The sequence below is a fragment of the Mesorhizobium sp. Root695 genome (genome assembly GCF_001428185.1).
GTDB lineage: Bacteria > Pseudomonadota > Alphaproteobacteria > Rhizobiales > Rhizobiaceae > Mesorhizobium.
Genome location: NZ_LMHO01000002.1, coordinates 192,919 through 211,044 on the forward strand (window position 1 = coordinate 192,919; position 18,126 = coordinate 211,044).

Genomic DNA, 18,126 nt, shown 5'->3' on the forward strand with positions numbered 1-18,126 from the left:
TCCCTCTGTTCCCGTACGGTATCCCAGCTTTCTGAGTGGTGATCCGATCGGTAGCAAGATGGCTTATGTTCCGATCGGGATCTGCCCGGAGACTATGGCAGCGACTATATTCGGATCGGCATGGAGCGAATGGTCGACATCGTTGATGCGCTGGTGGCCGTCAGCCACAGTGCCGACACCAGGAAGTAGAAAGCGCCGAACGCAGCGCAGGGCGCGACCTGATGTCGATATTTTCACTGCCGCCGGCCATCTTCACAAAAAGAGTGCGGCCAGTGCCGATTGAGCGCCGCTCAAGGGTGTGACTTCTCCGAAGCCGGTTCCCACCCTCTGCTCGGCGTGCGTCCTATCGGTCGACCATCGCCATGCCGTGCTCGGTGTAGCGCGGGCCGGAGATCTTTCCCGGCGCGAGCGCCTCGTCGAGCGCGGCCATCTCGGCTGCGTCGAGTTTGAGCGATCCGGCGGCGACATTTTCCTCCAGATATCTGATCCGCTTGGTGCCGGGGATCGGCCCGATGTCGACGCCAAATCGACCTGGCCGGGCTTGACGCCTTTGCTCACTGCGATATCGCGCACACCTTGGCGGCGGCCTCGCCGCGCGATATTCTTGAAGCCAGCAGCTCAGGCCGGAATACCGCCGCGCCCGGACCGATGCCCGGTCATCCAGGGCAGGACGTTCGAGACATCCTCCAGGATGCGCGCCGATCTTGCCCAGCCGGCGAAGGCTTCCCGCGCAACCGACGGCGGCAACAGCCCGTCAAAGGCGCGATGGCAGGCGCGCCGGGCGGTATCGAAGATCGGGCCGCGGCGGTTGCTCGGCCATTCGTCGAGAAAGTCGAGGGCCTCCTCGAGGCAGGTGATTTCCTGGACGATCATCTGACCGTCCTTGACGAAAACGGGGTGGTTGAAACGCCTGTCGTTCATTACTTCCTCCAATCGCTTGAACGATGCTTTGAACTGGCCGGCAACGTTGGCGGCGGCCATCGAAAAATATGCGAGGGGCGGCTTTCCGTGTCAAGAACAGACACGAGCAGCCAGACTACTCGATCAGGATATGCCTACTCGATCAGTATATGCGCCTCGCGGGCGGCCTCGACGAAAGCCTCCCTGGCAATGTCAGGGGACACCTCGCCACTCGCCGCCCGGCGGCAAGCGCGCAGCGCGGACTGATGTTTCGGGCTGCCGGCGTCACGCCAATGTGTCGTGAGCAATTCAATGGCCTGCTGTGTATTGGACAGATGGCGGATGGAACCGGTGACGCCGACCGAAACCGCCACGGGCTTGGAAAACCATGCAGTTTGCATTGGAACCTCGACTGGTTGCGGCGATTAACGCCTTCGGCAGCGCAAGGTTTCAGCAACACCAATCACGCTGGCGTGAGAGTTCCCACACATGCGTTCTCCTACGAACCACTGCATCGAGGGACGCTGGGTTGTTCGCCTTTATGCGATCGCTCACATGTTTGAGGCGAAGTCGCGGGTGGGCGGTGGTTTGGGTTTGTGGGCAGCACGCTGCCTTGTCGTTTGTTGGGCGAGGCGGGGCGCGGCCTTGACCGTGTTCACGGTGTCGGGCGATTGCGCCTTGCGGCGCTTGAGCCAGCTGGATGACAATTCGGCAAGGAGACTGCGCAGCTCTTTCACAACATCCTCCTTTTGCAAGGCGACGGGATAATTTCCGCCAGTCCAACTTGTTCCATCGGAAGACTTGTTCCGCCGGAAAGATAGGAAGGACCCTTGCCCGGGCGTATCGGCCGGCGTTTGCCGGACTATTGAATCGAAGCCGGGCGCGGCAGATCGAGCGTGGCGATCGCGCACTCGCAGTCCTCGTCGGCTAGGCCATTCACGAACAGACCGGCCAGGCCGTCGAATTCGATTGCCGCGCCGATCAGTTGTGCCGCCTGCAGGACCAGATGCTCGATGTCCTCGAGGGCGACATTCTCGGCCAGATTCCTGACCCTGACCTGTTCCGCCACCGCCGTTATGTTGACGATGCCTGCCATCTTGAAGGCCATCTGGACCGCTGAACTGACGTCATCGCGCAGTCGCGTCGAGTAATCATACCGCATCGAAACCTCCCAAAGGGATCGATTTTCTTGTCAGATTCCACCTTGCGCCGGGCGCTGCGTTAAAGCAAGTAACGATATAAATATTATCCAAATAAATCAAATAGTTAGCAGAGTTACACAAAGGCGCGTCCAGCGCCGAATCCGCTTCATGTGCGTGATGCTCCGTTCACCCATCGCAGGGTCTTGACGTATTATGAGAGCTATCCTAATCATGCGCCAAGTGGGCTAAATACTAACTCTACGTATTCTTGGTCCTGAGCGAGGAAGCGCCATGGCTGAACTGGAACGCCCCGAACGACTGCAGATCATGCTGACATCAGACGAACTGGCGGCGCTGGAAAACTGGCGCTACGACAAGCGCATGCCGAGCCGCTCGGCCGCAGTCAGGGAGCTGCTGCGGCGCGGCTTGGCCTCGGACGGGTTCCTGACGGCGGAGCAGGGAGTGAAGTCGCAGGATTATGGCATCCTGCCTACGGAAGGCAACGGGATTGCCGACAGCGGCAAGGAATAGGCACGGCCGCCGGTATGCTGTCGCGACCGGCGGGCAGGCGCCGGCTGGTAATGCTGGAAGCTGGTTGCTCCAGGCTCTACAGGATGTTGGTCGTCACTTCGACGACGATTGCGGCACCTTCCAGCGTGCCATTGGTCACATGCACGACACGCGATACCCGCAGATCCTGCGTCGTTCCGTCGATCGACAGGTAAACGCTTTCGCCAACCCGGGGAACTGCCTGGAAAACGGCATCGGCTGCTTCCGGACGGTTGTCGATGGATATGCGGCAGTTGACGGTCATGAGATGTCTCCTGTGTCGGCCCCGCTCGTCAACGCGGGGTCCGCGAAATGGTTTCAGGGCCATGAGAGGCAGCGGTGCAACTTAGTGCGGCGTCAATTCGTAGTGGAGTCGTTGCTCGATTGTTCATTGTACCGGAGCGACAGGCTCGCTGGGGAAGGTGTTGGGCTGCCCCGGCGAGCCAGCCCGTCTTTGCGCCGTCGGACGTTGCAAAACCACCGTCAGTCGTCCGACATTGGCGCCTTGGATCACTTCCGCTCGCGTGGCACGAGATAACTCGTCGTAACACCGGCCCCAATGCCGCGCGTGACGACGACCGTGGTGTAGTCTGGCGGTAGTGAGGCAGTGACGGTCGCATCGACCGACCGGCACCTTCCGACGATTTCCCCATTTGGCGAACTTGCCAACCTGTTCGTCAGCGAAGCCTGGCATTGATCAAGCGAGGCGTACAGTGTCGGCGCCATATCGACGGGTTTGCATATTGACGCCTCTCCTGGGCTGCAGGAGAGCAAGAGCATCACTGCCTGGGTTGCCGGATCCATTCTTCGAGTTCCCATGTTGAACGAGCCTCAACGTGGAAGTGCGATCTTGGTTTCGCTGTCGCTAAAATATGGATGCGCATTGCCTGGTGGCCTAAGGACATTGCCAACGTCAGGATGAGCGAGACTCACGATGGCTTGTCGGAATATCCGCGCTGTAGCAGGTGCGCTGTTTCTTGCAGGAGCGCGACAACGTCTTCCGGTTTCATCTTTCCAACTGCTCGCGGCACTGACAAGTTCATAAACCAGTTCAACGCCGCGTTGATGAAGCTGGCGCATTTGCTCGTCCTTTCGTTTTCCGACGGTGATCCAAATCACCGTTCGATCCTCAATAACAAATGAGGCGGCATCCCAATTCCTTCGCAGGGAACATTTTCTCAGGTTCCTGCTTTCTTGGCTGCTGGAACAGAGGAGGCTGTCGTGAAACGAAAGGTTGATCGCGAAAAGATTGAGAGAGCGGACCGCGAGAGCAAAGTGGTGTTGGACGCCGAACGTCAGGCCAGGGAGGCCAAGACAGCGCGCCTACGAGAACAGAGATTGGCGCTAAGATCAGAGAGATCGCCCAATGCGGGGCCGAGCCGTGCGAATTGACAGCGATCAATCCCCCCGAGGTCGGAAACGGGCAAGATCCCTGGTAAGCCCCAACCACCACGGGCCTGACGTTGCGGCCCGTCGCCACAAGGGCGACGGGCTTCAGATGCAGGGCTGTCAGTCGTAGACCTTGATGATCTTGTGGGTGCCGGGATCGACGACGACCGTGCGGTTGTCGATCACGGTGTAGCGATACTTGACGTTGGGGACCTCGTAGAGCTCGACTGTATCAGGCAGGGCTGTGCCGATATTGAGTTCCACGCCGGGGACTTTGATCGAAGCCACGGGCTGCTTCTTCACATATTCGCGGATAACTGTGTCCTGCTCGGGCTGGATGATGATGTCATCCGCTGTGGCTGCGCCGATTCCTGCAAGCAACAGAAACGCCGCAGCAGTGCTGGTAAGATGCGTTCTCATAGGTTCCTCCTTTTGTGAGATCGGCGCAGGACGCCATCGTCCTGCGCTCGGAAAACCGAACTTGGGTCATCCCCAAACGTTCCCATGGCTGGTCTTCGGTCGGGCAGCGCGTGGGACTTAGGTCCAGCCACGAAACGCAATGGTCCTAGCGGTGGTGTCCATCGGAACAGCGGCCGTTTGCGGTAGTTGTCCGTGTGGATTTTTTGCAGGAGGAACGGATGGATAAGAGTGTTGATCAAGCGCGCTGGTTGCTCGGACCGATGTTCACGGTCGCCATCATCTTCCTCGCGGTTGGAATGTCGCTTGGCTGAACACCAACGAGATGTGCCCCCAAGATTGCGAGGTCAGCGCAGCTATGTCCCTTCCTGCGCCGATAGGGTTCGCCCGCTGCTCCCGTGTGGCGAGCGAACCCTCAATCCTAGATTTGGTGAGTGTGAGCTGATCTGATGTTTCGTGACAAAGAGACCCGGTTCCTCGAGGCTGGCTTGCTCGCGGCAGTGCCTATTTGCGTAGCCATCACCGCACTGATCGCCTTGTTGACTTTGGCCAGGATATGAACCGCATCCTTTTCGTGGCGGCCGACTTTCTGTCCCGGCCGCCGGGTTTCTACGCCTTGATGATAGCCATGGTATTGTGCACTGCGCTGGTGCCTTACGGCCTGACAAATGCAGTCACCTATGCCTTATCGGTCGCGGCTATCGTGATCACCGGAGTGGTCCTGATACAGGGCTACCGCGACACCGCCGCCATCCACGCCAAACTCGATGAGATCATCGTTTCACTGGACGCAACCAGAAACGACGTTGTCGGGTTGGAGCATGCCCAACCGGAGGAGATCCGGGAAAAGCTTACAATGCTCGAAGAGGAAGCGGCACAGGCAGTCGGACGACCTCCCTCACTCTGATTCTTCGCACCTCACCCGGTTTCAGATGTCGACCCCCGCACAGGCGCCGAAAAGAGGTTCGAAACGAAACAAGTGAGCAGAACCAGTCTAACGGAACATTAGCTGTCACCAAAAGTTGGTGCATGCGGCAGGAGGTGCCCTCCATCGCCTGCTGAAGATCGGGCCTCCGATCGGCCCGCGCTCTCCGCCAGGGCGCGGGCTTTCGCCGACCTTGGGACGAGATGAGAGGAAAGTCGTGGCCGCTCTGGTGGCCGGCCGTCCATTTGCATCGAGATGGCTGCCTCGTTCCCCATTTCGGTCTCCCCTAACGTAACCGGTGCCGAAACGTGGACGCGTTTCGTTAACTCGGCCATCCTGACATGATGCTGCGCTTCGAATTGGAGCCAAGGTTCACGCAGTGAAAGGGAATTTATCGCCTCTTTCCGGCGGCTGGTGTCACTGAGGTGAGAAGGGGACGCGTTTCGGTGACCGCAATTCCCCGGCCATTTTCGCCGCCTCGAAAATTGTCATCAAAACCAGGATTGGCTCACCCTCGGTCGGGTTGATGGTCAGGACCACACGGCCAAGCTCGTCGCTCATGCCGCAAGACCAGTCCTTAACCGCCATCACCTTCCTCGCGGCCATATACTTCTCCGGATGGGAAGCACCTCGCGGGCTACACCGCCTGGAGCTGTTCGATAGAACCTTCGCCTGACATTGCTATCAGCCGTACAGCCGCCAATGCGGCCAAAATTACGAAAACCGCCGTGATGTTCAGGAACATCGTCGATGCAAAGATGCCCCCACTGTGGTCAAAGCAACTCAGTTGCATGGCGCTTCACCTTCAAGCCACTAACAGCTTGATGATGATCCTGCTTCAGAAGAAATACAAGCATGTGCTAATAAGATCGGATGGGAGCGTTCTCTCAGGAGAAATCAGGTGAGCTTTCTTCGTCCCAGGCAAAAGCCGAAAAAGGCTTACCCGAACAGCGACCGGTTCGGAGAGGACGGCCGGCGGCTCTATAGTGCTTACGCCAGCGCAGATCGAAAGCAGCCGGGCAAGAGCCGCAAGCGGAGACACCTGGCGCTGATCCTGGGTGGGTCGACAGTCGCCGCTGCAGTGGGCGTGTTGATGTATTTGATATCGGCGGGCTAGGCCATGCGCGCCGCTTCGAAATGATCGATCTTCTCTCTGTGGTCGAGGCCCTGCAAGTGCTTGATTTTGGTTCCCGCTCATGGGCTCGAACCACGATTCACGCCTTCAAAGGGCGCTGTCCTACCATTAGACGAAGCGGGAAAATGCAACTGCGCCTACACCCGTAGCCGGTTCGCGCGCCGGGATCAACGCGATCCTCTTGCGATCGGCAACTGGCGATCGGCAATTGGCGGCAAGCCGTCGCCGTCACGGGATGCGGCCAACCGGCTCGTCGCAGCGGTAGAGTGGGCAGCGGCCGTCACGGGTCGGGACATAGGCCGACATCGGCACGTCGGGCCAGTCGCATTCGTTGCCGAATTGCCTGACGTAGCGGTCATAGGTGTTGGGGCCGGTGGTCAGCACCACGGCGCGGCGGCTCTGAATCAGCTGCTGAAGCTGCTCGCAGCTCATCGTGCGCGTGTCGGGCCGGGCCTCGGCGAGGCTGGTCGCGGCAAGCAGGATCGCTGCTGTCATTGTAACAATACGGCGGATGGGCATGGCGGTTACCTCGGGCGTTTCACTTACCTCGTGGCGAGCGTATCACGGGAGCGAGCGTGTCACGCGAAACTCGCATCCCGGCCAGCGGTTCCGCAACAGCGCGATCTCTTGCGGTCGCAACTGGCGATCGGCAATTGGCGGCAGGCCGTCGCCGTCAACCGGGGAGATCGCCGATCGGCTGGTCGCATCTATAAACCGGGCAGTGGCCGTCACGGGTCGGGACATAGGCCGACATCGGCACTTCGGGCAAGTCGCATTCGTTGCCGAACTGCCTGACATAGCGGTCATAGGTGTTGGGGCCGGTGGTCAGCACCACGGCGCGATGGCTTTGGATCAGCTGCTGGAGCTGACCGCAACTCATCGTGCGGGTATCGGGCCGGGCCTCGGTGAGGCCGGTCGCGGCAAGCAGGATCGCTGACGTGATCAAGGCAATTCGGCGTATGGGCATGGCGGTTTTCCTCGAGCTGATGTGTCACGCGAAACTCGCATCCGGCCGGTGGTTCCGCAACATCCGGCTGGCCGTTTCTTGCGGCGGCGCAACCACTGGCCGTTTCTTGCGGCGCAACCAAATGGCGCGTCGCGCATTGCTGGGGATGGACAGCAGGAAACCCTACCAAACGCCGCAATGGTGGCCCGGACGCGGATACGAGGATCGCGAAGCCATGTGCTGTTCCTTCTGCGGCGGCCGCGACCACCGCTACGAGGATTGCCCGCAACAGGACCCCGCCGCCAATCCTCCGTCGGATGCGCTCGACCGTGTCTCCTCCAAACCGAACTGATTCTGAATTTGGCTCCCAGTTCGCGGCCGCGCAATGTCGCGTGCCGATTGCAACCAAAATGCTCCGCCACGCATTGCTGTGCGTTGGCGCAATCCCTCGTGTGAGCCGAAGGGGCGGTTGCGAGACCGCGAGACGCAAGGCGGTCGACGTGATATGGGAAGGTGGGGGCAATGACAGAATTCGCAAGCAGCGGCTTGATCCATATCACCGCCGATTCTCGGCTGGCGGCAATCGTCGATTCGTCCTTCGACGCCATCATCAGCAAGGATCTGAACAGCGTCATCACCAGTTGGAACGGGGCGGCGCAGCGCATGTTCGGCTATGCTGCCGAGGAGGCTGTCGGCCGATCCGTGTTGATGCTCATTCCCGATCATCTCAGGGACGAAGAGGCCGATATCATCGGCCGGGTTCGCAATGGCCAAGTCGTGGCCAGCTATGAGACGATCCGGCGACGCAAGGATGGCGGGATCATTGCCGTTTCGCTGACCGTCTCGCCGATCAGGAATGCAGCGGGCGAGATCATCGGTGCCTCCAAGATCGCCCGCGACATCACCGCGACCAAGGAGAGCGAGCGCCGCATCCGGCTGTTGCTGCGCGAGGTGAATCATCGCGTCAAGAACCAGTTCGCGGTGATCCTCTCGATGGTCAGGGAGACAAGCAAACGCTCGACCGATCCGCGCGAGTTCGAGGAGTTGATCCGCTCCCGCATCATGGCGCTGTCGCGGTCGCACGATCTGCTGGTGAACTCGGAATGGGCGGGCGCCAGCCTCTTCGACCTTATCCAGGAGCAGCTCAAGCCGTTCGGGCACGAGGAACAGGTATCGCTCTCCGGACCGCTTTTGACCTTGCAGCCGAACGCCGTGCAAAATCTCGGCATGGCATTTCATGAACTTGGCACCAACTCTGCCAAATATGGCGCTCTGGCGGGTGATGCCGGGCGGCTCGAGATCACCTGGCAGATCGCCGCCGGTGTTTCGGGAAAGCGGGAAATCCATCTCGTCTGGGACGAGACGATGCCCGTGCATGAAGGGGAGCGGCCAGGGGGACGGCAAGACGAAAACAAGCGCAAGGGTTTTGGCACCGTCGTCCTGCAGCGGGTCGCGCCGCAATCGCTGAACGGCTCGGCGGTGCTGGAGCGCGGCCCCGGCCATCTAAGCTGGTCGCTGACGGCGCCGCTGGACTCGATCGTCGTTGCGCAGCTCGGCGCCGAAATCCCTGCCGCCGAGCCCAACCAGTCCTTCAGCCCTTGAGGGTCCGGCCCGGTCAATCGAGACAACCATCGGCGGACTGATCCTGCCGGCTTCGCATCGGCCGGGTGGACGCGGCCAACCTTTTTCATCGACAGGCGTTGTCCCGGTGAAGGGAAAGGTCGCCGCTGGCGGCCGTGACAGGAAGAAGGAGGCCGAGATGAGAATTCTCGCCATCGTCCCATTCAGCCTGATGCTGGCGCTGGCAATGCCGGCCGTGGCCCAGCAGCAGAACGACAGCCAGGCGCCGCAGGCCGACAAATGCCGGGTCCAGACGGCGCAGGGTGCAAAACAGCAGCCCGAACAGCAGCCAAGCATCGACAATCTGACGGAGACGCTCAGCGATTGCGGCGGTGTGCTGAAACCGCCCGCCACCGGCGACCAGGGAATGGCAGCGCCGGCGCCCGACGAAGGCAAGACGCCGGTGATCAAGCCGGGCGAAGTGCCGGTCCAGCCGCCGAAGCAATAAACGCGGGTTCGCCGGTATCATCGCCCAAGCTAATGGAACCTCGGTTTCTCAGGAGCGTTTCTCTCACGATTGGAATTTGGAGATATTATCGTGAGAGATATTGCGACCACGGCCACATTGCTTGCCTCGATTGCCGTTGTGATTGCGTTGGTTCTGCTGGCGCCAAAGAGTTTTGGCTTCGAAAGCTCCAACCCGATCGTACAGGGCGAGCTTCCCGCCGAGTAATCAGACCAATTTCTCAATAAAAAGCAGGCGAAGCACAATGCCTCGCCTGCTTTCAATGGGCTACGCCTCTAGCGCACCAGCACGCCGGCATGGTTGCAGAGCGCCGCGAACGCTTCCTGCGCCTCGGCGGCACCAGCCTTGCTTTCCAGCGCTGCTTCGACTTTTTTGCGCGCCGCCTGATAGAACGGGCCGCGCTTGGCCTGTGGCCAGTCGATGAGGATCTCGCTGGCATCCCTGAGTGTGGTGACGTCGCGGATCGTGTCCGAGCCATGCGGTCTGATCCGCATCGGCGTGGACAGCATCAAGTCGGCCATGTCGTGCTTCCCATTACTGGAGGAATTTTGCTTCGCGCGCGGCGTCGATCATCGCCCGCATCGCCTTTTCCGGCGGCGTCCAGCCGTCCAGTGCATCGCGGCAGCTGCGCAGGGCCGCCCGATATTGCCGGCCCTGGCCGGCCGGCCAGTCGCCGAGGCATTCCAGGCCTTCCCAGGCACTGCGCACCATACGCTCCCGCTCGGGGGCAAACTTCAACCTGATGGGGTGGGGAAACATCTTGTCGTTCAACGGTCGTCTCCGTGACTGATGCATGCCGTGAAAATGCTCAGCGGCATGCATGAGAGGCGTCCAGTAACGTCGGCGATAGGGCAGGGTTCCTTGCTGGGAGGATCAAATCTCACTCGGCCGCATCGACGCCCGACAGCGACCTCGGCGTCGGCACTTCGGCGTCGTGCGCCGCCGGCCGGTCGTGCTCGAACTGTTCGGTGCCGGGCAAGGCGTGCAGCCAGGCCTCGCGCCTCGAGGTCCACAGTTCATATTCGGGTACGAGATCGGTCGGCACGATGTCGAGGCTGCCGATCATCACCTCGGCCTCGTTGTCGTCGACCCAGGCGACGCGGCCGCCGCAGGTCGGACAAAAGCTGCGCGTGCCATAGGAGCTGACGAGGCCTGTCGTCTCGAAGGCCTCGCGCGGCCAGATGGCAAAGGCCGAATAGACCGAGCCGCCGGCCTTGCGGCAATCCTTGCAATGGCAAAGACCAATACGCAGCGGCGCACCGTGTACCTTGAACTGCACGCCGCCGCACAGGCAACTGCCGGTCCTGCGTATGGTGTCGGACATGGCAACCTCCGTCAGGGGTGGCGCTGCGGGCCTGGTGGGACAGGGGCTCGTGCGAAACAGAGTTCCCCGTCCCGATCCCGGGAACAGGCTCTAGCCGCGCGCCGCCATATGGGCGTCGAGCTTCTTGCGCGATGGCCCGTAGCGCTTGATGGTGGTCTGCGCCTCGCTTGGCGGAATGCCGTATTTGCGGGCAAAGGCAGCGACCTCGTAAGGCTCTTCGCTCGAGACCAGCTTGCGGTCCTGTTTCGTCTTCGACTTGTCGTCAGCCATCTCAGGCCTCACTTTCTGTTGTCGGGGAAACGCGCAGCCGTCGGCGCCCGATCCCGCGATCAACAGGACATAACACAGATCGGCGCCGCGGGTTCCACCGTGGCGACAATAACACGATGGTGTCGTAAAGCCTGTATCAGGCCGATGGCCGCATCGGGTCGGCGTCGGAAAGGTGATCGCCGTCACATTCGGAGCAGGCAGTGCTGACCCCGGGGCAGCCGCGCCGGTGCGTACCGGCGGGGCAGCAATGGCCGTTGGAACTCGTCCAGCGCGGGCATTGGAAGACCTTGCCGGCGCCACCGCAGCCGCGGCATTCCAGCGCCGTCGACCGGACGGCAAGGGATTTTGCCCCAAACCTGACGTTCGTGCCCAATTTCAAACCCGCCCCAAAATAACTGCACCGGTACACGTCTGTGCATTAGCCCTAGCTACAATAGCACGTTCGTGGTTACCAACAAGTTTCATGATTGTGGGACAGGCGGGAAGGCCGTCCGGGCCGGGCGCGCCGTCAGACCGGCTTCAGGCGCATCGCGACGAGATACATGAGCACTGATGCGGCCTGCCCGCGGTCCCAGCCGGCGGCCTCGACCTTGTCGAGCAACGCGTCGAGATGGGGAGCGAGCATCTCGCTGCACTCCTGCTCATAGGCGGTGCTCATCGCCTGATGCTCCGGCGCACCGATGGTCAACGCCTTGGCCATGTCCGTTTCCCCCTTTTGAGTGGGCAACAATATACCGTCAGCCGGCAAATCGAAAATCGGTCCTGCCAGCGCGGTGCATGGTTTCAAGAGGCATCCCGGATCCCTGGCGGAGCGCCTGCATCGCGCTTGTCGAAAAAATTAGCCTGATGTGTCGGACGTGGCGATCATCGCGCGTCCTAGGGGCGACCAACCTGCAACACTGGAGAACGAGCATGTCGTCGCAAATCACTCAATCGCCGTGGCGGACCGCGGCCCTTGTCGTCGCCCGGCTGATCTTCGCTGGCGTCTTCCTGATGGCCGTGACCTTCAAGTTCATGGGCATGGAGGCGACCGCCGGCTACATCGCCGCCGCAGGCTTTCCATTCCCGCTGTTCCTGGCCTGGTGCGCGGCGATCCTGGAGGTCGCCCTGGTGCTGTGCTTCCTGACCGGCGCCTTCTTCACGCAGGCGGCCCTGATTGCCGCCGCCTATGTGCTGTTCCTCGGCTTCGCCTTCCACGGACCCAGCCACTGGGCCGGCAGCCAAGCCGAGTTCGGCTTCTTCGTCGACCATTTCTCCTTCCTGGCCGGGCTGCTGTTCGCGGCGGTGCACGGTCCAGGCAAGGTGCTTTCGCTCGACCTGGGATGGTCGGGCAGGGCGTAGTCGTAGTGTGGCGCGGTCGCGAAAGATTGGAGGGTGGCCTGGCTATTCCTGCGTCAGGCGCTCGCCATATTCGCGCCAAAGCGCCTTCACCTCCAGGCTGCCGAGGCGAGGGGCCGAAGGATCGCTCGAGTGGATGGCGACGGCGCTGATATCGTATTGGGGATAGGCGTGGGCGACGAAGCGAATCGCTTCGCCGAGCGAACGCACTCGGATGACCGGATCGGCCTGGCCGTGGCCGGTGCTGCGCACTCCGGAGACCGTGGCCGGCGCATGCCGCATCCTGAACACCGATGCCATGGCTGGTCTGTCCATCGTCCTCTCCCACAAGGGCGTGTGACGGGAATCATTCCATGCGTGTTGACTAATGATTTCACAGCCGTCGGCCAAAGACCAGCCTGCCGGAAAAAGCGGGATTTCTGCGAGCTTGCCGGCGCCGCTCCATTGGCCGCTGCCTTGGCGCCCTCATAGCTGGTCGTTGTAGGGTTCCTTGATCTTGCCGACCATGCGGGCCAGCTTCGAGAAGGAGGGCATGTCCGCCTCGGGCTGGCACTGATTGGCGAGCTCCAGCAGCCGGATCGGGAAGTTGACGGCGTCACGGCTGGACGCGGACATGCCTTCGGATCGCTCCTGGTTGGTTTCGCCGGCTTCGGTCTTGCGCAGGGCCACGTCGATTTCCTCGGATGTCAGCACCCCCTTTTGAACCAGGAGGCGGTTGATCGACGCGACGGCCATCAGCAGGCCTTCGAGTTGCAGGTTGGCGACATTCATGGCGATTGCTCCCGTGGCTACAATCGAAACGCGCGACCAGCCTTTTCGCTCCGAAGGGCGCAGCGAGGCGATGTCTTGGCAAGTCTTCTGGATCTTGCCCAAAGACGCGTCCTAGGAATTTTTTCTTAGAAAATCGTTGACGGGGTGAGGGCAGCCGTGCTACATATTTGTCCATGGTGCTGATTTGCGCCACGACCCGCCGCCAAGGCGGGTTTTGTGTTTCTGGGCTAGACATGTCGGCAGGACAGAGGGGGGGCGCCGAGGAACGCCATCCTTCGCCCGATGACTCATTGCGCAATCCGCGAGAAATCCCATGTCCACACGCTACGCCACGATCATCACCGACGATCATGGCCAAGAAATCGTCAGCGCCATCGGCGAGTTCGAGGGTGGGGCGCCGCAGCCACGCCTCGGCCGTGTCGAGCCGGTCGCGCCCGGCGTGCTGATCGGCATGGTACGGGATGCGGCCGGCGGCTTTTGTTTTCCGCGGGCCGGGATCGCCGGGCAGCTTGTCGGTCTGGTCATGGCGCGCCTCAAGGCGCAGGCGGCGAAGCCCGCCCAGGCAGAGAAGCCTGCCGGTGCGGCAAGGCCGAAGCGCGCCCCGAGAGCCAAGAAGCGGACCAGGAAGAACGGCCGCTCGAAGAAGCCGGCTGGCCGGGCCAGATCGGTGCCAAAGGCCGGCATTTCCGCTGCCGATGCCAACGCCGATGATCGTCACGTCCATGACTGACAAGACCGCCGCCCGGCCAACGCGCGCCAAGCCGGTAAGGCGCAAACCCGCCGCCAGCTCGTCCGCGCGGAAGCCGCGCGCCAAGCGCGCGAAAAAGACGCTGGGTGACGATTTCCTGGCTGCCGTGCGGGCTGATTTTCGCGCGTATGGCGCCGGCGTCATCGCCGAGGTGCGGGCCGACAAGCCGGACCAGTATCTGAAGATCGTGCTTTCGGTGCTGCCCAGGGATTTCAATGCCACGATCAACCAAATGGACGGCCTGAGCGATGACGAGATCCGCAGTCGCATCCGTGCCCTCGAAGCCGTCGTCAAGCCGTTCCTCGAAGAACTCGGTGATGGCGGCCAGGACGGAATATCTGGCGCTGCTGGCGGAACTGGACCGCAGGCGCCGCAGTAATCTTCTTGCCGCCTACACGCCGTATCAGCGCCAGGCCGAATTTCACGCGGCAGGTGCGCAAAACCGCGAAAGGCTGTTCATGGCCGGCAACCAGCTCGGCAAGACCCGCGCCGGCGCCGCGGAATGGGCCATGCATCTCACCGGCCGCTATCCCTCATGGTGGCAAGGCAAGGTTTTTGACTCAAGCGTCAGGCTGTGGGCCGCCGGCGTGACGGGCGAGGGCACGCGCGACAATCCGCAGCGTGTGCTGGTCGGCCCGCCGCAGCAGCAGGCGGCCTGGGGCACCGGCATGATCCCGGCCGACGCCATCCTGCAGACCGCGATGGGCCGCGGCGCACCGGGCGCGCTCGACAGCGTCGTGGTGCGCTGGGGTGGTGGCGGCGATGTGCAGGCCGATGAATCGGTGCTGTCGTTCAAGAGCTTCGAGAAGGGCCGCGAGAAATGGCAGGGCGAAACCCTGCACGGCGTCTGGTTCGACGAGGAACCGCCGCTGGATATCTATTCCGAAGGCCTGACCCGCACCAACGCGACGGGTGGGATTACCATCGTCACCTTCACGCCGCTGCTTGGGATGTCGGATGTGGTGCTGCTTTTTTTGTCGGCGGCGCAGGTGGAGGGGATGGTGAAGGGGGTGAGAAGCGGTCCGCGATAGCGGGCGAAAAGCCAATTGCTTGGCTTTTCGAGCTTCGAACGCCCTGAGCCTGCGAAGGGCGGGGCACATTTCAGAACCTGGGTTCCTCGCCCCCGCCAGAGCGGGGGAGAGGTGGCCGCGAAGCGGTCGGAGAGGGGGCTTCGTAGGGCGTTGGCTTAACGGGACGAGGTTCGCTTCATCTGGGTATGTCCGCGCCGTCCCCCTCTCCGTCTCGGCTTCGCCGAGCCACCTCTCCCCCGTTTCACGGGGGCGAGGAACCCAGGCTTTCCAATGGCTTCGCGGTGGTTCCTGGTGCAAAGATTCTCTTCGAACGATGTCGGAGAACCAAAAGAATGTCCCGTCACGTCACCTTCATGACCATCGACGATGCCGAGCATTATTCGCCCCAGGAGCGCGCGGCGATCGTTGCTGCCTATCCCGCGCATGAGCGCGAGGCTCGGGCGCGCGGCATTCCGGTGCTGGGTTCGGGCCGCATCTTTCCGGTGGCCGAGGCGCTGATCGCCTGCGAGCCGTTCCGGCTGCCGCGCTACTGGCCGCGCATCGGCGCGCTCGATTTCGGCTGGGACCATCCGTCGGCCGCGGTCGAGCTCGCCTGGGATACGGAGGCCGATGTCGTCTATGTCTCGAAAGCCTGCCGCGCGTCGCAACAGACGCCCGCCATGCAGACGCTGACCTTGAAACCATGGGGCGACTGGCTGCCCTTTGCCTGGCCGCGCGACGGCCGCCGCGAAACGCTGGAAGGCGCGGGCGTGGCGCTCGCCCGGCAATATGCCGCGCACGGCCTGAACATGCTGACCCGCCACGCGCAATTCCCCGACGGGTCGGTCTCGGTCGAGGCCGGGCTGATGGAAATGCTCGACCGCATGCAGTCCGGCCGCTTCAAGGTGTTTTCGACGCTGGCCGACTGGTTCGAGGAGTTTCGGCTTTTTCACCGCAAGGATGGCCAGGTGGTCAAACTGCGAGACGATCTGATGGCGGCGACGCGCTATGGCGTGATGATGCTGCGGGAAGCGGTGGTCGATCCGGCGGAGTTCAGGGCGGCGAGAAGGCCGGCGGGCCAGAGCGATCCGCTGGGGGCGTTTCGGTAGGCGGCAATACTTTTCTTCTTCATCCTCGGGCAGGTTTTGACCGAGACCGACGCATGCTTGACTGTGGAGATTTGAATCCTGCCCCCGGCGAGAGGGAGCGCTGGCGCAGTACGCGTGGAAAGCAGCGCAGGCGTTGTCCGGCCTCGAAAAGTCTGGCAGCGCTTCGGCTATTGTCGGTCGTTAAGTCCACTGGCCGCAATGAGGCGCACCAACTCCGCCTGTCTCCGCGTCTCCGTCTTTTCGAATACGTGCTGCAGGTGGGTGCGCGCCGTGCTCAGGCTGACTTCAAGCTCATCTACGACTGCCTGCAGCCCTTCGCCGCGTGCGATCACCATGGCCACGGCGGTCTCGGCCGGGGTCAGCCGATAGAGATTGTGCAACTGGTCCCGCGCGGTCTGTGGCGCGCTATCCGGGTCGGCCACAAACACGATCGCGGCGGGGCGGCCGGCAGCGAACCACGTCGACTCGCTAATCAGTGGCGCCACCAGCACGCTCAGCGGCCGTCGCGGCACTGGCCGCGCGAGTGACATCGCGCCGCCTGCTGCGTCCGACCGCTCAGCGGCCGAAACGATCAACCGCTCAAATTGCGCGGCGTCCGCCTGCCTACTTGCGCGCAGCGCCGATTTCTCGGTCCTGATGCCGTCGGCCTCGGCGAGCAGCGCCTCGGCCGCCCGGTTTGCAAACAGGATATCGCCGTTCGCCGCCACGATCAGCACGCCTTGGGCGACGCGGTCGAGCGCCTCGGCATTGGCACTCCTGGCGATCTCGGCGCGCGAGAGCCGCAGCCCCACACTGGAATTACGGTGACAGTGCACTTTATCGGTCGCACCGCCGCAATTCAAATTGACGCCGTGGGTTACTCCACGATCTTCCAATAAGAATCCTTGCGGATCACCTTGCCGTTGCGAAACGTGTAGAAGTCGCAACCTCGGACTTCCTTTTTGACGCCCTCGCGGGTGGTGCCGGTGAGGGTCCATTTCGACATGCCGGTATTGGCTGCCTCGTCCACAAAGTGCTCACCATTGCCGTAGTGGACATCGGGCAGACCTTCGAAGCGTGTCGCCAGCGCGTCCCGTACGCTGCGTTTGCCCTCGCAGCGGGTTCCCCAAGGCTCGGCTCCCCTGGGCATCTCCAGGACGCAGTCGTCGGCAAAGAACGCCATGATGCGATCGAGATCGTGCGCGTTGAAGGCGTCGCATAGCTCCGTCAGTGTCGCTCGAATGTCCATTCGCCCGTCTCCTGGATAGTCGTCGATGTCCGAAGTAGCTCACTGGCGACGGGGGCAGTCAAGTGCGCTGCCTTCGAGACTCCGCCTGAAAGCGGGAACTGCATCCATTGCCCAGGCCTGCCCATGACCGTCCGCATCATCCCCGCCACGCTGCGCGACCTGTCGTACATCGCGGCCAACCTTCGCCCCGAGGACCGCGCCGAGATCGCCTGCCAGCTCGACCAATGGTCGCCGGCGCTGCTGGCACTGACGGCGCTGCAGGGGTTTGCCTACGTCGCCGAGTTGGACGGCAATCCGGAGGCCGGATTTGGCGCCGCCGAGCAGCGCGGCGGGCTGTGGATCGCCTGGAGCTGGGGCACGCGCCGCATGCGGCGCTGCGTGCCTGGCATCACCGGGTTCTTTCACACCGTGCTTGGGCCCCAGGTCGCGGCGCGCGGCGCCTGGCGGGTCGAGGCCCGCGCCTTGGCCACCAATGAACTGGCGCTGCGCTGGCTTGTCCGGCTGGGTGCCACGCAACGCTGCCTGTTGCCGGGTTACGGCCGCAACGGCGAAGATTTTTTCCTCTACGACTGGACAAGAGAAGGCTGGAACCATGTGTCTGTTTCAAAAACCACCGGAACTGAAGCCTCTGCCGCCAACGCCGACGGCGCAGGACAAGGACGTGCAGGCGCGCGAGGCGGCATTGCGGGCTGAGCTCGAACAGCGCCAGGGAACGCTGAGCACCATCAAGACCGACCTCGCGCCAGGCAGCCTCACCGGCCAGCGCCGCGTGCTGCTGGGGCTTTGACCATGACCGCGATGAAGCGCAGTTTTCGCAAACGCGTGTGGGATTGGTGGGT

Annotated in this window: 31 protein-coding genes, 1 tRNA gene and 1 pseudogene; 13 read left to right on the top strand and 20 right to left on the bottom strand. The window is 62.3% G+C overall.

Annotated features, from left to right (window positions below; translation table 11 throughout):
• Nucleotides 1-104: 104 nt before the first annotated feature.
• The 5 genes and pseudogenes from ASD99_RS35390 to ASD99_RS04025 form a co-directional block, all read right to left on the bottom strand.
• Nucleotides 105-294 (bottom strand): annotated as a pseudogene (locus ASD99_RS35390) (DUF308 domain-containing protein); the annotation flags it as partial.
• A gap of 324 nt (nucleotides 295-618) precedes the next feature.
• Entirely contained in the window at nucleotides 619-921 is a 303-nt protein-coding gene (locus ASD99_RS04010) for a DUF982 domain-containing protein (RefSeq protein WP_057142829.1), read from the bottom strand.
• 134 nt (nucleotides 922-1,055) lie between these two features.
• The gene (locus ASD99_RS04015; RefSeq protein WP_056592003.1) at nucleotides 1,056-1,301 is read right to left on the bottom strand and encodes a DUF982 domain-containing protein; all 246 of its coding nucleotides are present in this window, start codon (nucleotides 1,299-1,301) and stop codon (nucleotides 1,056-1,058) included.
• A gap of 150 nt (nucleotides 1,302-1,451) precedes the next feature.
• On the bottom strand, nucleotides 1,452-1,637 hold the full coding sequence (locus ASD99_RS04020; RefSeq protein ID WP_162252278.1) for a hypothetical protein: 186 nt from the start codon (nucleotides 1,635-1,637) through the stop codon (nucleotides 1,452-1,454).
• Between the two features lie 125 nt (nucleotides 1,638-1,762).
• Nucleotides 1,763-2,062: a hypothetical protein gene (locus ASD99_RS04025; RefSeq protein WP_056592007.1), complete on the bottom strand. Its 300-nt coding sequence runs from the start codon at nucleotides 2,060-2,062 to the stop codon at nucleotides 1,763-1,765.
• A 271-nt stretch (nucleotides 2,063-2,333) separates the two neighbouring features.
• Between ASD99_RS04025 and ASD99_RS04030 the strand changes: the two genes are divergently transcribed.
• Nucleotides 2,334-2,573, top strand: coding sequence for a hypothetical protein (locus ASD99_RS04030; RefSeq protein ID WP_056592010.1), 240 nt, complete (start codon nucleotides 2,334-2,336; stop codon nucleotides 2,571-2,573).
• A 76-nt stretch (nucleotides 2,574-2,649) separates the two neighbouring features.
• On the opposite strand, the gene ASD99_RS04035 is transcribed toward ASD99_RS04030, so the two are convergent.
• Both ASD99_RS04035 and ASD99_RS04045 read right to left on the bottom strand, forming a co-directional pair.
• Nucleotides 2,650-2,856 carry a hypothetical protein gene (locus tag ASD99_RS04035; RefSeq protein WP_057142799.1) on the bottom strand — a complete coding sequence of 69 codons (207 nt, stop codon included), beginning with the start codon at nucleotides 2,854-2,856 and terminating at the stop codon, nucleotides 2,650-2,652.
• A 1,244-nt stretch (nucleotides 2,857-4,100) separates the two neighbouring features.
• Nucleotides 4,101-4,400, bottom strand: a complete 300-nt coding sequence (locus ASD99_RS04045; protein WP_056592016.1) for a DUF1236 domain-containing protein — start codon at nucleotides 4,398-4,400, stop codon at nucleotides 4,101-4,103.
• Between the two features lie 553 nt (nucleotides 4,401-4,953).
• Here ASD99_RS04045 and ASD99_RS04050 point away from each other — a divergent pair.
• The gene (locus ASD99_RS04050; RefSeq protein WP_056592019.1) at nucleotides 4,954-5,304 is read left to right on the top strand and encodes a low affinity iron permease family protein; all 351 of its coding nucleotides are present in this window, start codon (nucleotides 4,954-4,956) and stop codon (nucleotides 5,302-5,304) included.
• Nucleotides 5,305-5,739: 435 nt separating this feature from the next.
• On the opposite strand, the gene ASD99_RS04055 is transcribed toward ASD99_RS04050, so the two are convergent.
• The 4 genes from ASD99_RS04055 to ASD99_RS04075 all read right to left on the bottom strand — a co-directional run bounded on the left by ASD99_RS04055 (nucleotide 5,740) and on the right by ASD99_RS04075 (nucleotide 7,424).
• On the bottom strand, nucleotides 5,740-5,928 hold the full coding sequence (locus tag ASD99_RS04055) for a hypothetical protein (protein ID WP_056592021.1): 189 nt from the start codon (nucleotides 5,926-5,928) through the stop codon (nucleotides 5,740-5,742).
• A gap of 578 nt (nucleotides 5,929-6,506) precedes the next feature.
• Nucleotides 6,507-6,580 (bottom strand) — tRNA-Gln (locus tag ASD99_RS04065).
• Between the two features lie 105 nt (nucleotides 6,581-6,685).
• Nucleotides 6,686-6,976, bottom strand: a complete 291-nt coding sequence (locus tag ASD99_RS04070; RefSeq protein WP_056592026.1) for a hypothetical protein — start codon at nucleotides 6,974-6,976, stop codon at nucleotides 6,686-6,688.
• A 154-nt stretch (nucleotides 6,977-7,130) separates the two neighbouring features.
• A complete protein-coding gene (locus tag ASD99_RS04075) occupies nucleotides 7,131-7,424 on the bottom strand; it encodes a hypothetical protein (RefSeq protein ID WP_056592029.1) in 294 nt (97 codons plus the stop codon).
• On the opposite strand from ASD99_RS04075, the gene ASD99_RS04080 reads away from it, so the two are divergent.
• The 4 genes from ASD99_RS04080 (at nucleotide 7,423) to ASD99_RS35080 (ending at nucleotide 9,696) form a co-directional block, all read left to right on the top strand.
• On the top strand, nucleotides 7,423-7,755 hold the full coding sequence (locus tag ASD99_RS04080) for a hypothetical protein (RefSeq protein WP_156388923.1): 333 nt from the start codon (nucleotides 7,423-7,425) through the stop codon (nucleotides 7,753-7,755). The genes ASD99_RS04075 and ASD99_RS04080 overlap by 2 nt on opposite strands.
• A gap of 170 nt (nucleotides 7,756-7,925) precedes the next feature.
• Nucleotides 7,926-9,005, top strand: coding sequence for a sensor histidine kinase (locus tag ASD99_RS04085; RefSeq protein ID WP_056592036.1), 1,080 nt, complete (start codon nucleotides 7,926-7,928; stop codon nucleotides 9,003-9,005).
• Between the two features lie 157 nt (nucleotides 9,006-9,162).
• Nucleotides 9,163-9,471, top strand: coding sequence for a hypothetical protein (locus tag ASD99_RS04090; RefSeq protein ID WP_057142830.1), 309 nt, complete (start codon nucleotides 9,163-9,165; stop codon nucleotides 9,469-9,471).
• Between the two features lie 90 nt (nucleotides 9,472-9,561).
• The gene (locus ASD99_RS35080; RefSeq protein WP_274533679.1) at nucleotides 9,562-9,696 is read left to right on the top strand and encodes a hypothetical protein; all 135 of its coding nucleotides are present in this window, start codon (nucleotides 9,562-9,564) and stop codon (nucleotides 9,694-9,696) included.
• Between the two features lie 68 nt (nucleotides 9,697-9,764).
• Here ASD99_RS35080 and ASD99_RS04095 read toward each other — a convergent pair whose 3' ends face one another.
• The 5 genes from ASD99_RS04095 to ASD99_RS04115 form a co-directional block, all read right to left on the bottom strand.
• The gene (locus ASD99_RS04095; protein WP_056592039.1) at nucleotides 9,765-10,010 is read right to left on the bottom strand and encodes a DUF982 domain-containing protein; all 246 of its coding nucleotides are present in this window, start codon (nucleotides 10,008-10,010) and stop codon (nucleotides 9,765-9,767) included.
• A gap of 13 nt (nucleotides 10,011-10,023) precedes the next feature.
• On the bottom strand, nucleotides 10,024-10,260 hold the full coding sequence (locus ASD99_RS04100; RefSeq protein ID WP_056592042.1) for a DUF982 domain-containing protein: 237 nt from the start codon (nucleotides 10,258-10,260) through the stop codon (nucleotides 10,024-10,026).
• A gap of 109 nt (nucleotides 10,261-10,369) precedes the next feature.
• Complete coding sequence (locus ASD99_RS04105; protein WP_056592045.1) at nucleotides 10,370-10,813, bottom strand: GFA family protein; 444 nt, start codon at nucleotides 10,811-10,813, stop codon at nucleotides 10,370-10,372.
• Between the two features lie 90 nt (nucleotides 10,814-10,903).
• The gene (locus tag ASD99_RS04110; protein ID WP_057142801.1) at nucleotides 10,904-11,083 is read right to left on the bottom strand and encodes a DUF3606 domain-containing protein; all 180 of its coding nucleotides are present in this window, start codon (nucleotides 11,081-11,083) and stop codon (nucleotides 10,904-10,906) included.
• A 508-nt stretch (nucleotides 11,084-11,591) separates the two neighbouring features.
• Nucleotides 11,592-11,783: a hypothetical protein gene (locus ASD99_RS04115; protein WP_056592048.1), complete on the bottom strand. Its 192-nt coding sequence runs from the start codon at nucleotides 11,781-11,783 to the stop codon at nucleotides 11,592-11,594.
• 212 nt (nucleotides 11,784-11,995) lie between these two features.
• On the opposite strand from ASD99_RS04115, the gene ASD99_RS04120 reads away from it, so the two are divergent.
• Nucleotides 11,996-12,424, top strand: coding sequence for a DoxX family protein (locus ASD99_RS04120; protein ID WP_056592052.1), 429 nt, complete (start codon nucleotides 11,996-11,998; stop codon nucleotides 12,422-12,424).
• Between the two features lie 42 nt (nucleotides 12,425-12,466).
• Here ASD99_RS04120 and ASD99_RS04125 read toward each other — a convergent pair whose 3' ends face one another.
• Both ASD99_RS04125 and ASD99_RS04130 read right to left on the bottom strand, forming a co-directional pair.
• A complete protein-coding gene (locus ASD99_RS04125; RefSeq protein WP_056592056.1) occupies nucleotides 12,467-12,736 on the bottom strand; it encodes a hypothetical protein in 270 nt (89 codons plus the stop codon).
• A gap of 150 nt (nucleotides 12,737-12,886) precedes the next feature.
• On the bottom strand, nucleotides 12,887-13,192 hold the full coding sequence (locus ASD99_RS04130; protein WP_056592240.1) for a hypothetical protein: 306 nt from the start codon (nucleotides 13,190-13,192) through the stop codon (nucleotides 12,887-12,889).
• 313 nt (nucleotides 13,193-13,505) lie between these two features.
• Between ASD99_RS04130 and ASD99_RS04135 the strand changes: the two genes are divergently transcribed.
• The 4 genes from ASD99_RS04135 to ASD99_RS04145 all read left to right on the top strand — a co-directional run bounded on the left by ASD99_RS04135 (nucleotide 13,506) and on the right by ASD99_RS04145 (nucleotide 16,059).
• On the top strand, nucleotides 13,506-13,922 hold the full coding sequence (locus ASD99_RS04135; protein ID WP_057142802.1) for a hypothetical protein: 417 nt from the start codon (nucleotides 13,506-13,508) through the stop codon (nucleotides 13,920-13,922).
• On the top strand, nucleotides 13,915-14,319 hold the full coding sequence (locus ASD99_RS31815; protein ID WP_244482957.1) for a hypothetical protein: 405 nt from the start codon (nucleotides 13,915-13,917) through the stop codon (nucleotides 14,317-14,319). Before ASD99_RS04135 ends, ASD99_RS31815 begins: the two co-directional genes overlap by 8 nt.
• The gene (locus tag ASD99_RS04140) at nucleotides 14,258-14,971 is read left to right on the top strand and encodes a terminase large subunit domain-containing protein (protein ID WP_244482958.1); all 714 of its coding nucleotides are present in this window, start codon (nucleotides 14,258-14,260) and stop codon (nucleotides 14,969-14,971) included. Before ASD99_RS31815 ends, ASD99_RS04140 begins: the two co-directional genes overlap by 62 nt.
• A gap of 332 nt (nucleotides 14,972-15,303) precedes the next feature.
• A complete protein-coding gene (locus ASD99_RS04145) occupies nucleotides 15,304-16,059 on the top strand; it encodes a terminase large subunit domain-containing protein (RefSeq protein ID WP_057142803.1) in 756 nt (251 codons plus the stop codon).
• A 167-nt stretch (nucleotides 16,060-16,226) separates the two neighbouring features.
• On the opposite strand, the gene ASD99_RS04150 is transcribed toward ASD99_RS04145, so the two are convergent.
• On the bottom strand, nucleotides 16,227-16,934 hold the full coding sequence (locus ASD99_RS04150) for a helix-turn-helix transcriptional regulator (RefSeq protein ID WP_156388924.1): 708 nt from the start codon (nucleotides 16,932-16,934) through the stop codon (nucleotides 16,227-16,229).
• Nucleotides 16,916-17,287, bottom strand: coding sequence for a nuclear transport factor 2 family protein (locus ASD99_RS04155; RefSeq protein WP_057142805.1), 372 nt, complete (start codon nucleotides 17,285-17,287; stop codon nucleotides 16,916-16,918). The genes ASD99_RS04150 and ASD99_RS04155 overlap by 19 nt, the downstream gene beginning before the upstream one ends.
• A 123-nt stretch (nucleotides 17,288-17,410) precedes the next feature.
• On the opposite strand from ASD99_RS04155, the gene ASD99_RS04160 reads away from it, so the two are divergent.
• Nucleotides 17,411-17,980 carry a hypothetical protein gene (locus ASD99_RS04160; protein ID WP_057142806.1) on the top strand — a complete coding sequence of 190 codons (570 nt, stop codon included), beginning with the start codon at nucleotides 17,411-17,413 and terminating at the stop codon, nucleotides 17,978-17,980.
• Nucleotides 17,949-18,074, top strand: a complete 126-nt coding sequence (locus ASD99_RS35085; RefSeq protein WP_274533680.1) for a hypothetical protein — start codon at nucleotides 17,949-17,951, stop codon at nucleotides 18,072-18,074. Before ASD99_RS04160 ends, ASD99_RS35085 begins: the two co-directional genes overlap by 32 nt.
• Nucleotides 18,075-18,126: the final 52 nt, after the last annotated feature.

Excerpts from the sequence above, each read along its gene's own strand:
- ASD99_RS04055 (WP_056592021.1), bottom strand. The coding sequence starts at position 5,928 with ATGGCCGCGAGGAAGGTGATGGCGGTTAAGGACTGGTCTTGCGGCATG.
- ASD99_RS04095 (WP_056592039.1), bottom strand. The coding sequence starts at position 10,010 with ATGGCCGACTTGATGCTGTCCACGCCGATGCGGATCAGACCGCATGGC.
- ASD99_RS04030 (WP_056592010.1), top strand. The coding sequence starts at position 2,334 with ATGGCTGAACTGGAACGCCCCGAACGACTGCAGATCATGCTGACATCA.
- ASD99_RS04155 (WP_057142805.1), bottom strand. The coding sequence starts at position 17,287 with ATGGACATTCGAGCGACACTGACGGAGCTATGCGACGCCTTCAACGCG.
- ASD99_RS04045 (WP_056592016.1), bottom strand. The coding sequence starts at position 4,400 with ATGAGAACGCATCTTACCAGCACTGCTGCGGCGTTTCTGTTGCTTGCA.
- ASD99_RS04140 (WP_244482958.1), top strand. The coding sequence starts at position 14,258 with ATGGCGGCCAGGACGGAATATCTGGCGCTGCTGGCGGAACTGGACCGC.
- ASD99_RS04145 (WP_057142803.1), top strand. The coding sequence starts at position 15,304 with ATGTCCCGTCACGTCACCTTCATGACCATCGACGATGCCGAGCATTAT.
- ASD99_RS04105 (WP_056592045.1), bottom strand. The coding sequence starts at position 10,813 with ATGTCCGACACCATACGCAGGACCGGCAGTTGCCTGTGCGGCGGCGTG.
- ASD99_RS04010 (WP_057142829.1), bottom strand. The coding sequence starts at position 921 with ATGAACGACAGGCGTTTCAACCACCCCGTTTTCGTCAAGGACGGTCAG.
- ASD99_RS04115 (WP_056592048.1), bottom strand. The coding sequence starts at position 11,783 with ATGGCCAAGGCGTTGACCATCGGTGCGCCGGAGCATCAGGCGATGAGC.
- ASD99_RS04090 (WP_057142830.1), top strand. The coding sequence starts at position 9,163 with ATGAGAATTCTCGCCATCGTCCCATTCAGCCTGATGCTGGCGCTGGCA.
- ASD99_RS04085 (WP_056592036.1), top strand. The coding sequence starts at position 7,926 with ATGACAGAATTCGCAAGCAGCGGCTTGATCCATATCACCGCCGATTCT.
- ASD99_RS04130 (WP_056592240.1), bottom strand. The coding sequence starts at position 13,192 with ATGAATGTCGCCAACCTGCAACTCGAAGGCCTGCTGATGGCCGTCGCG.
- ASD99_RS04025 (WP_056592007.1), bottom strand. The coding sequence starts at position 2,062 with ATGCGGTATGATTACTCGACGCGACTGCGCGATGACGTCAGTTCAGCG.
- ASD99_RS04110 (WP_057142801.1), bottom strand. The coding sequence starts at position 11,083 with ATGGCTGACGACAAGTCGAAGACGAAACAGGACCGCAAGCTGGTCTCG.
- ASD99_RS04070 (WP_056592026.1), bottom strand. The coding sequence starts at position 6,976 with ATGCCCATCCGCCGTATTGTTACAATGACAGCAGCGATCCTGCTTGCC.
- ASD99_RS04035 (WP_057142799.1), bottom strand. The coding sequence starts at position 2,856 with ATGACCGTCAACTGCCGCATATCCATCGACAACCGTCCGGAAGCAGCC.
- ASD99_RS04125 (WP_056592056.1), bottom strand. The coding sequence starts at position 12,736 with ATGGACAGACCAGCCATGGCATCGGTGTTCAGGATGCGGCATGCGCCG.
- ASD99_RS04075 (WP_056592029.1), bottom strand. The coding sequence starts at position 7,424 with ATGCCCATACGCCGAATTGCCTTGATCACGTCAGCGATCCTGCTTGCC.
- ASD99_RS04160 (WP_057142806.1), top strand. The coding sequence starts at position 17,411 with ATGACCGTCCGCATCATCCCCGCCACGCTGCGCGACCTGTCGTACATC.
- ASD99_RS04120 (WP_056592052.1), top strand. The coding sequence starts at position 11,996 with ATGTCGTCGCAAATCACTCAATCGCCGTGGCGGACCGCGGCCCTTGTC.
- ASD99_RS04050 (WP_056592019.1), top strand. The coding sequence starts at position 4,954 with ATGAACCGCATCCTTTTCGTGGCGGCCGACTTTCTGTCCCGGCCGCCG.
- ASD99_RS04135 (WP_057142802.1), top strand. The coding sequence starts at position 13,506 with ATGTCCACACGCTACGCCACGATCATCACCGACGATCATGGCCAAGAA.
- ASD99_RS04080 (WP_156388923.1), top strand. The coding sequence starts at position 7,423 with ATGGCGGTTTTCCTCGAGCTGATGTGTCACGCGAAACTCGCATCCGGC.
- ASD99_RS04015 (WP_056592003.1), bottom strand. The coding sequence starts at position 1,301 with ATGCAAACTGCATGGTTTTCCAAGCCCGTGGCGGTTTCGGTCGGCGTC.
- ASD99_RS31815 (WP_244482957.1), top strand. The coding sequence starts at position 13,915 with ATGACTGACAAGACCGCCGCCCGGCCAACGCGCGCCAAGCCGGTAAGG.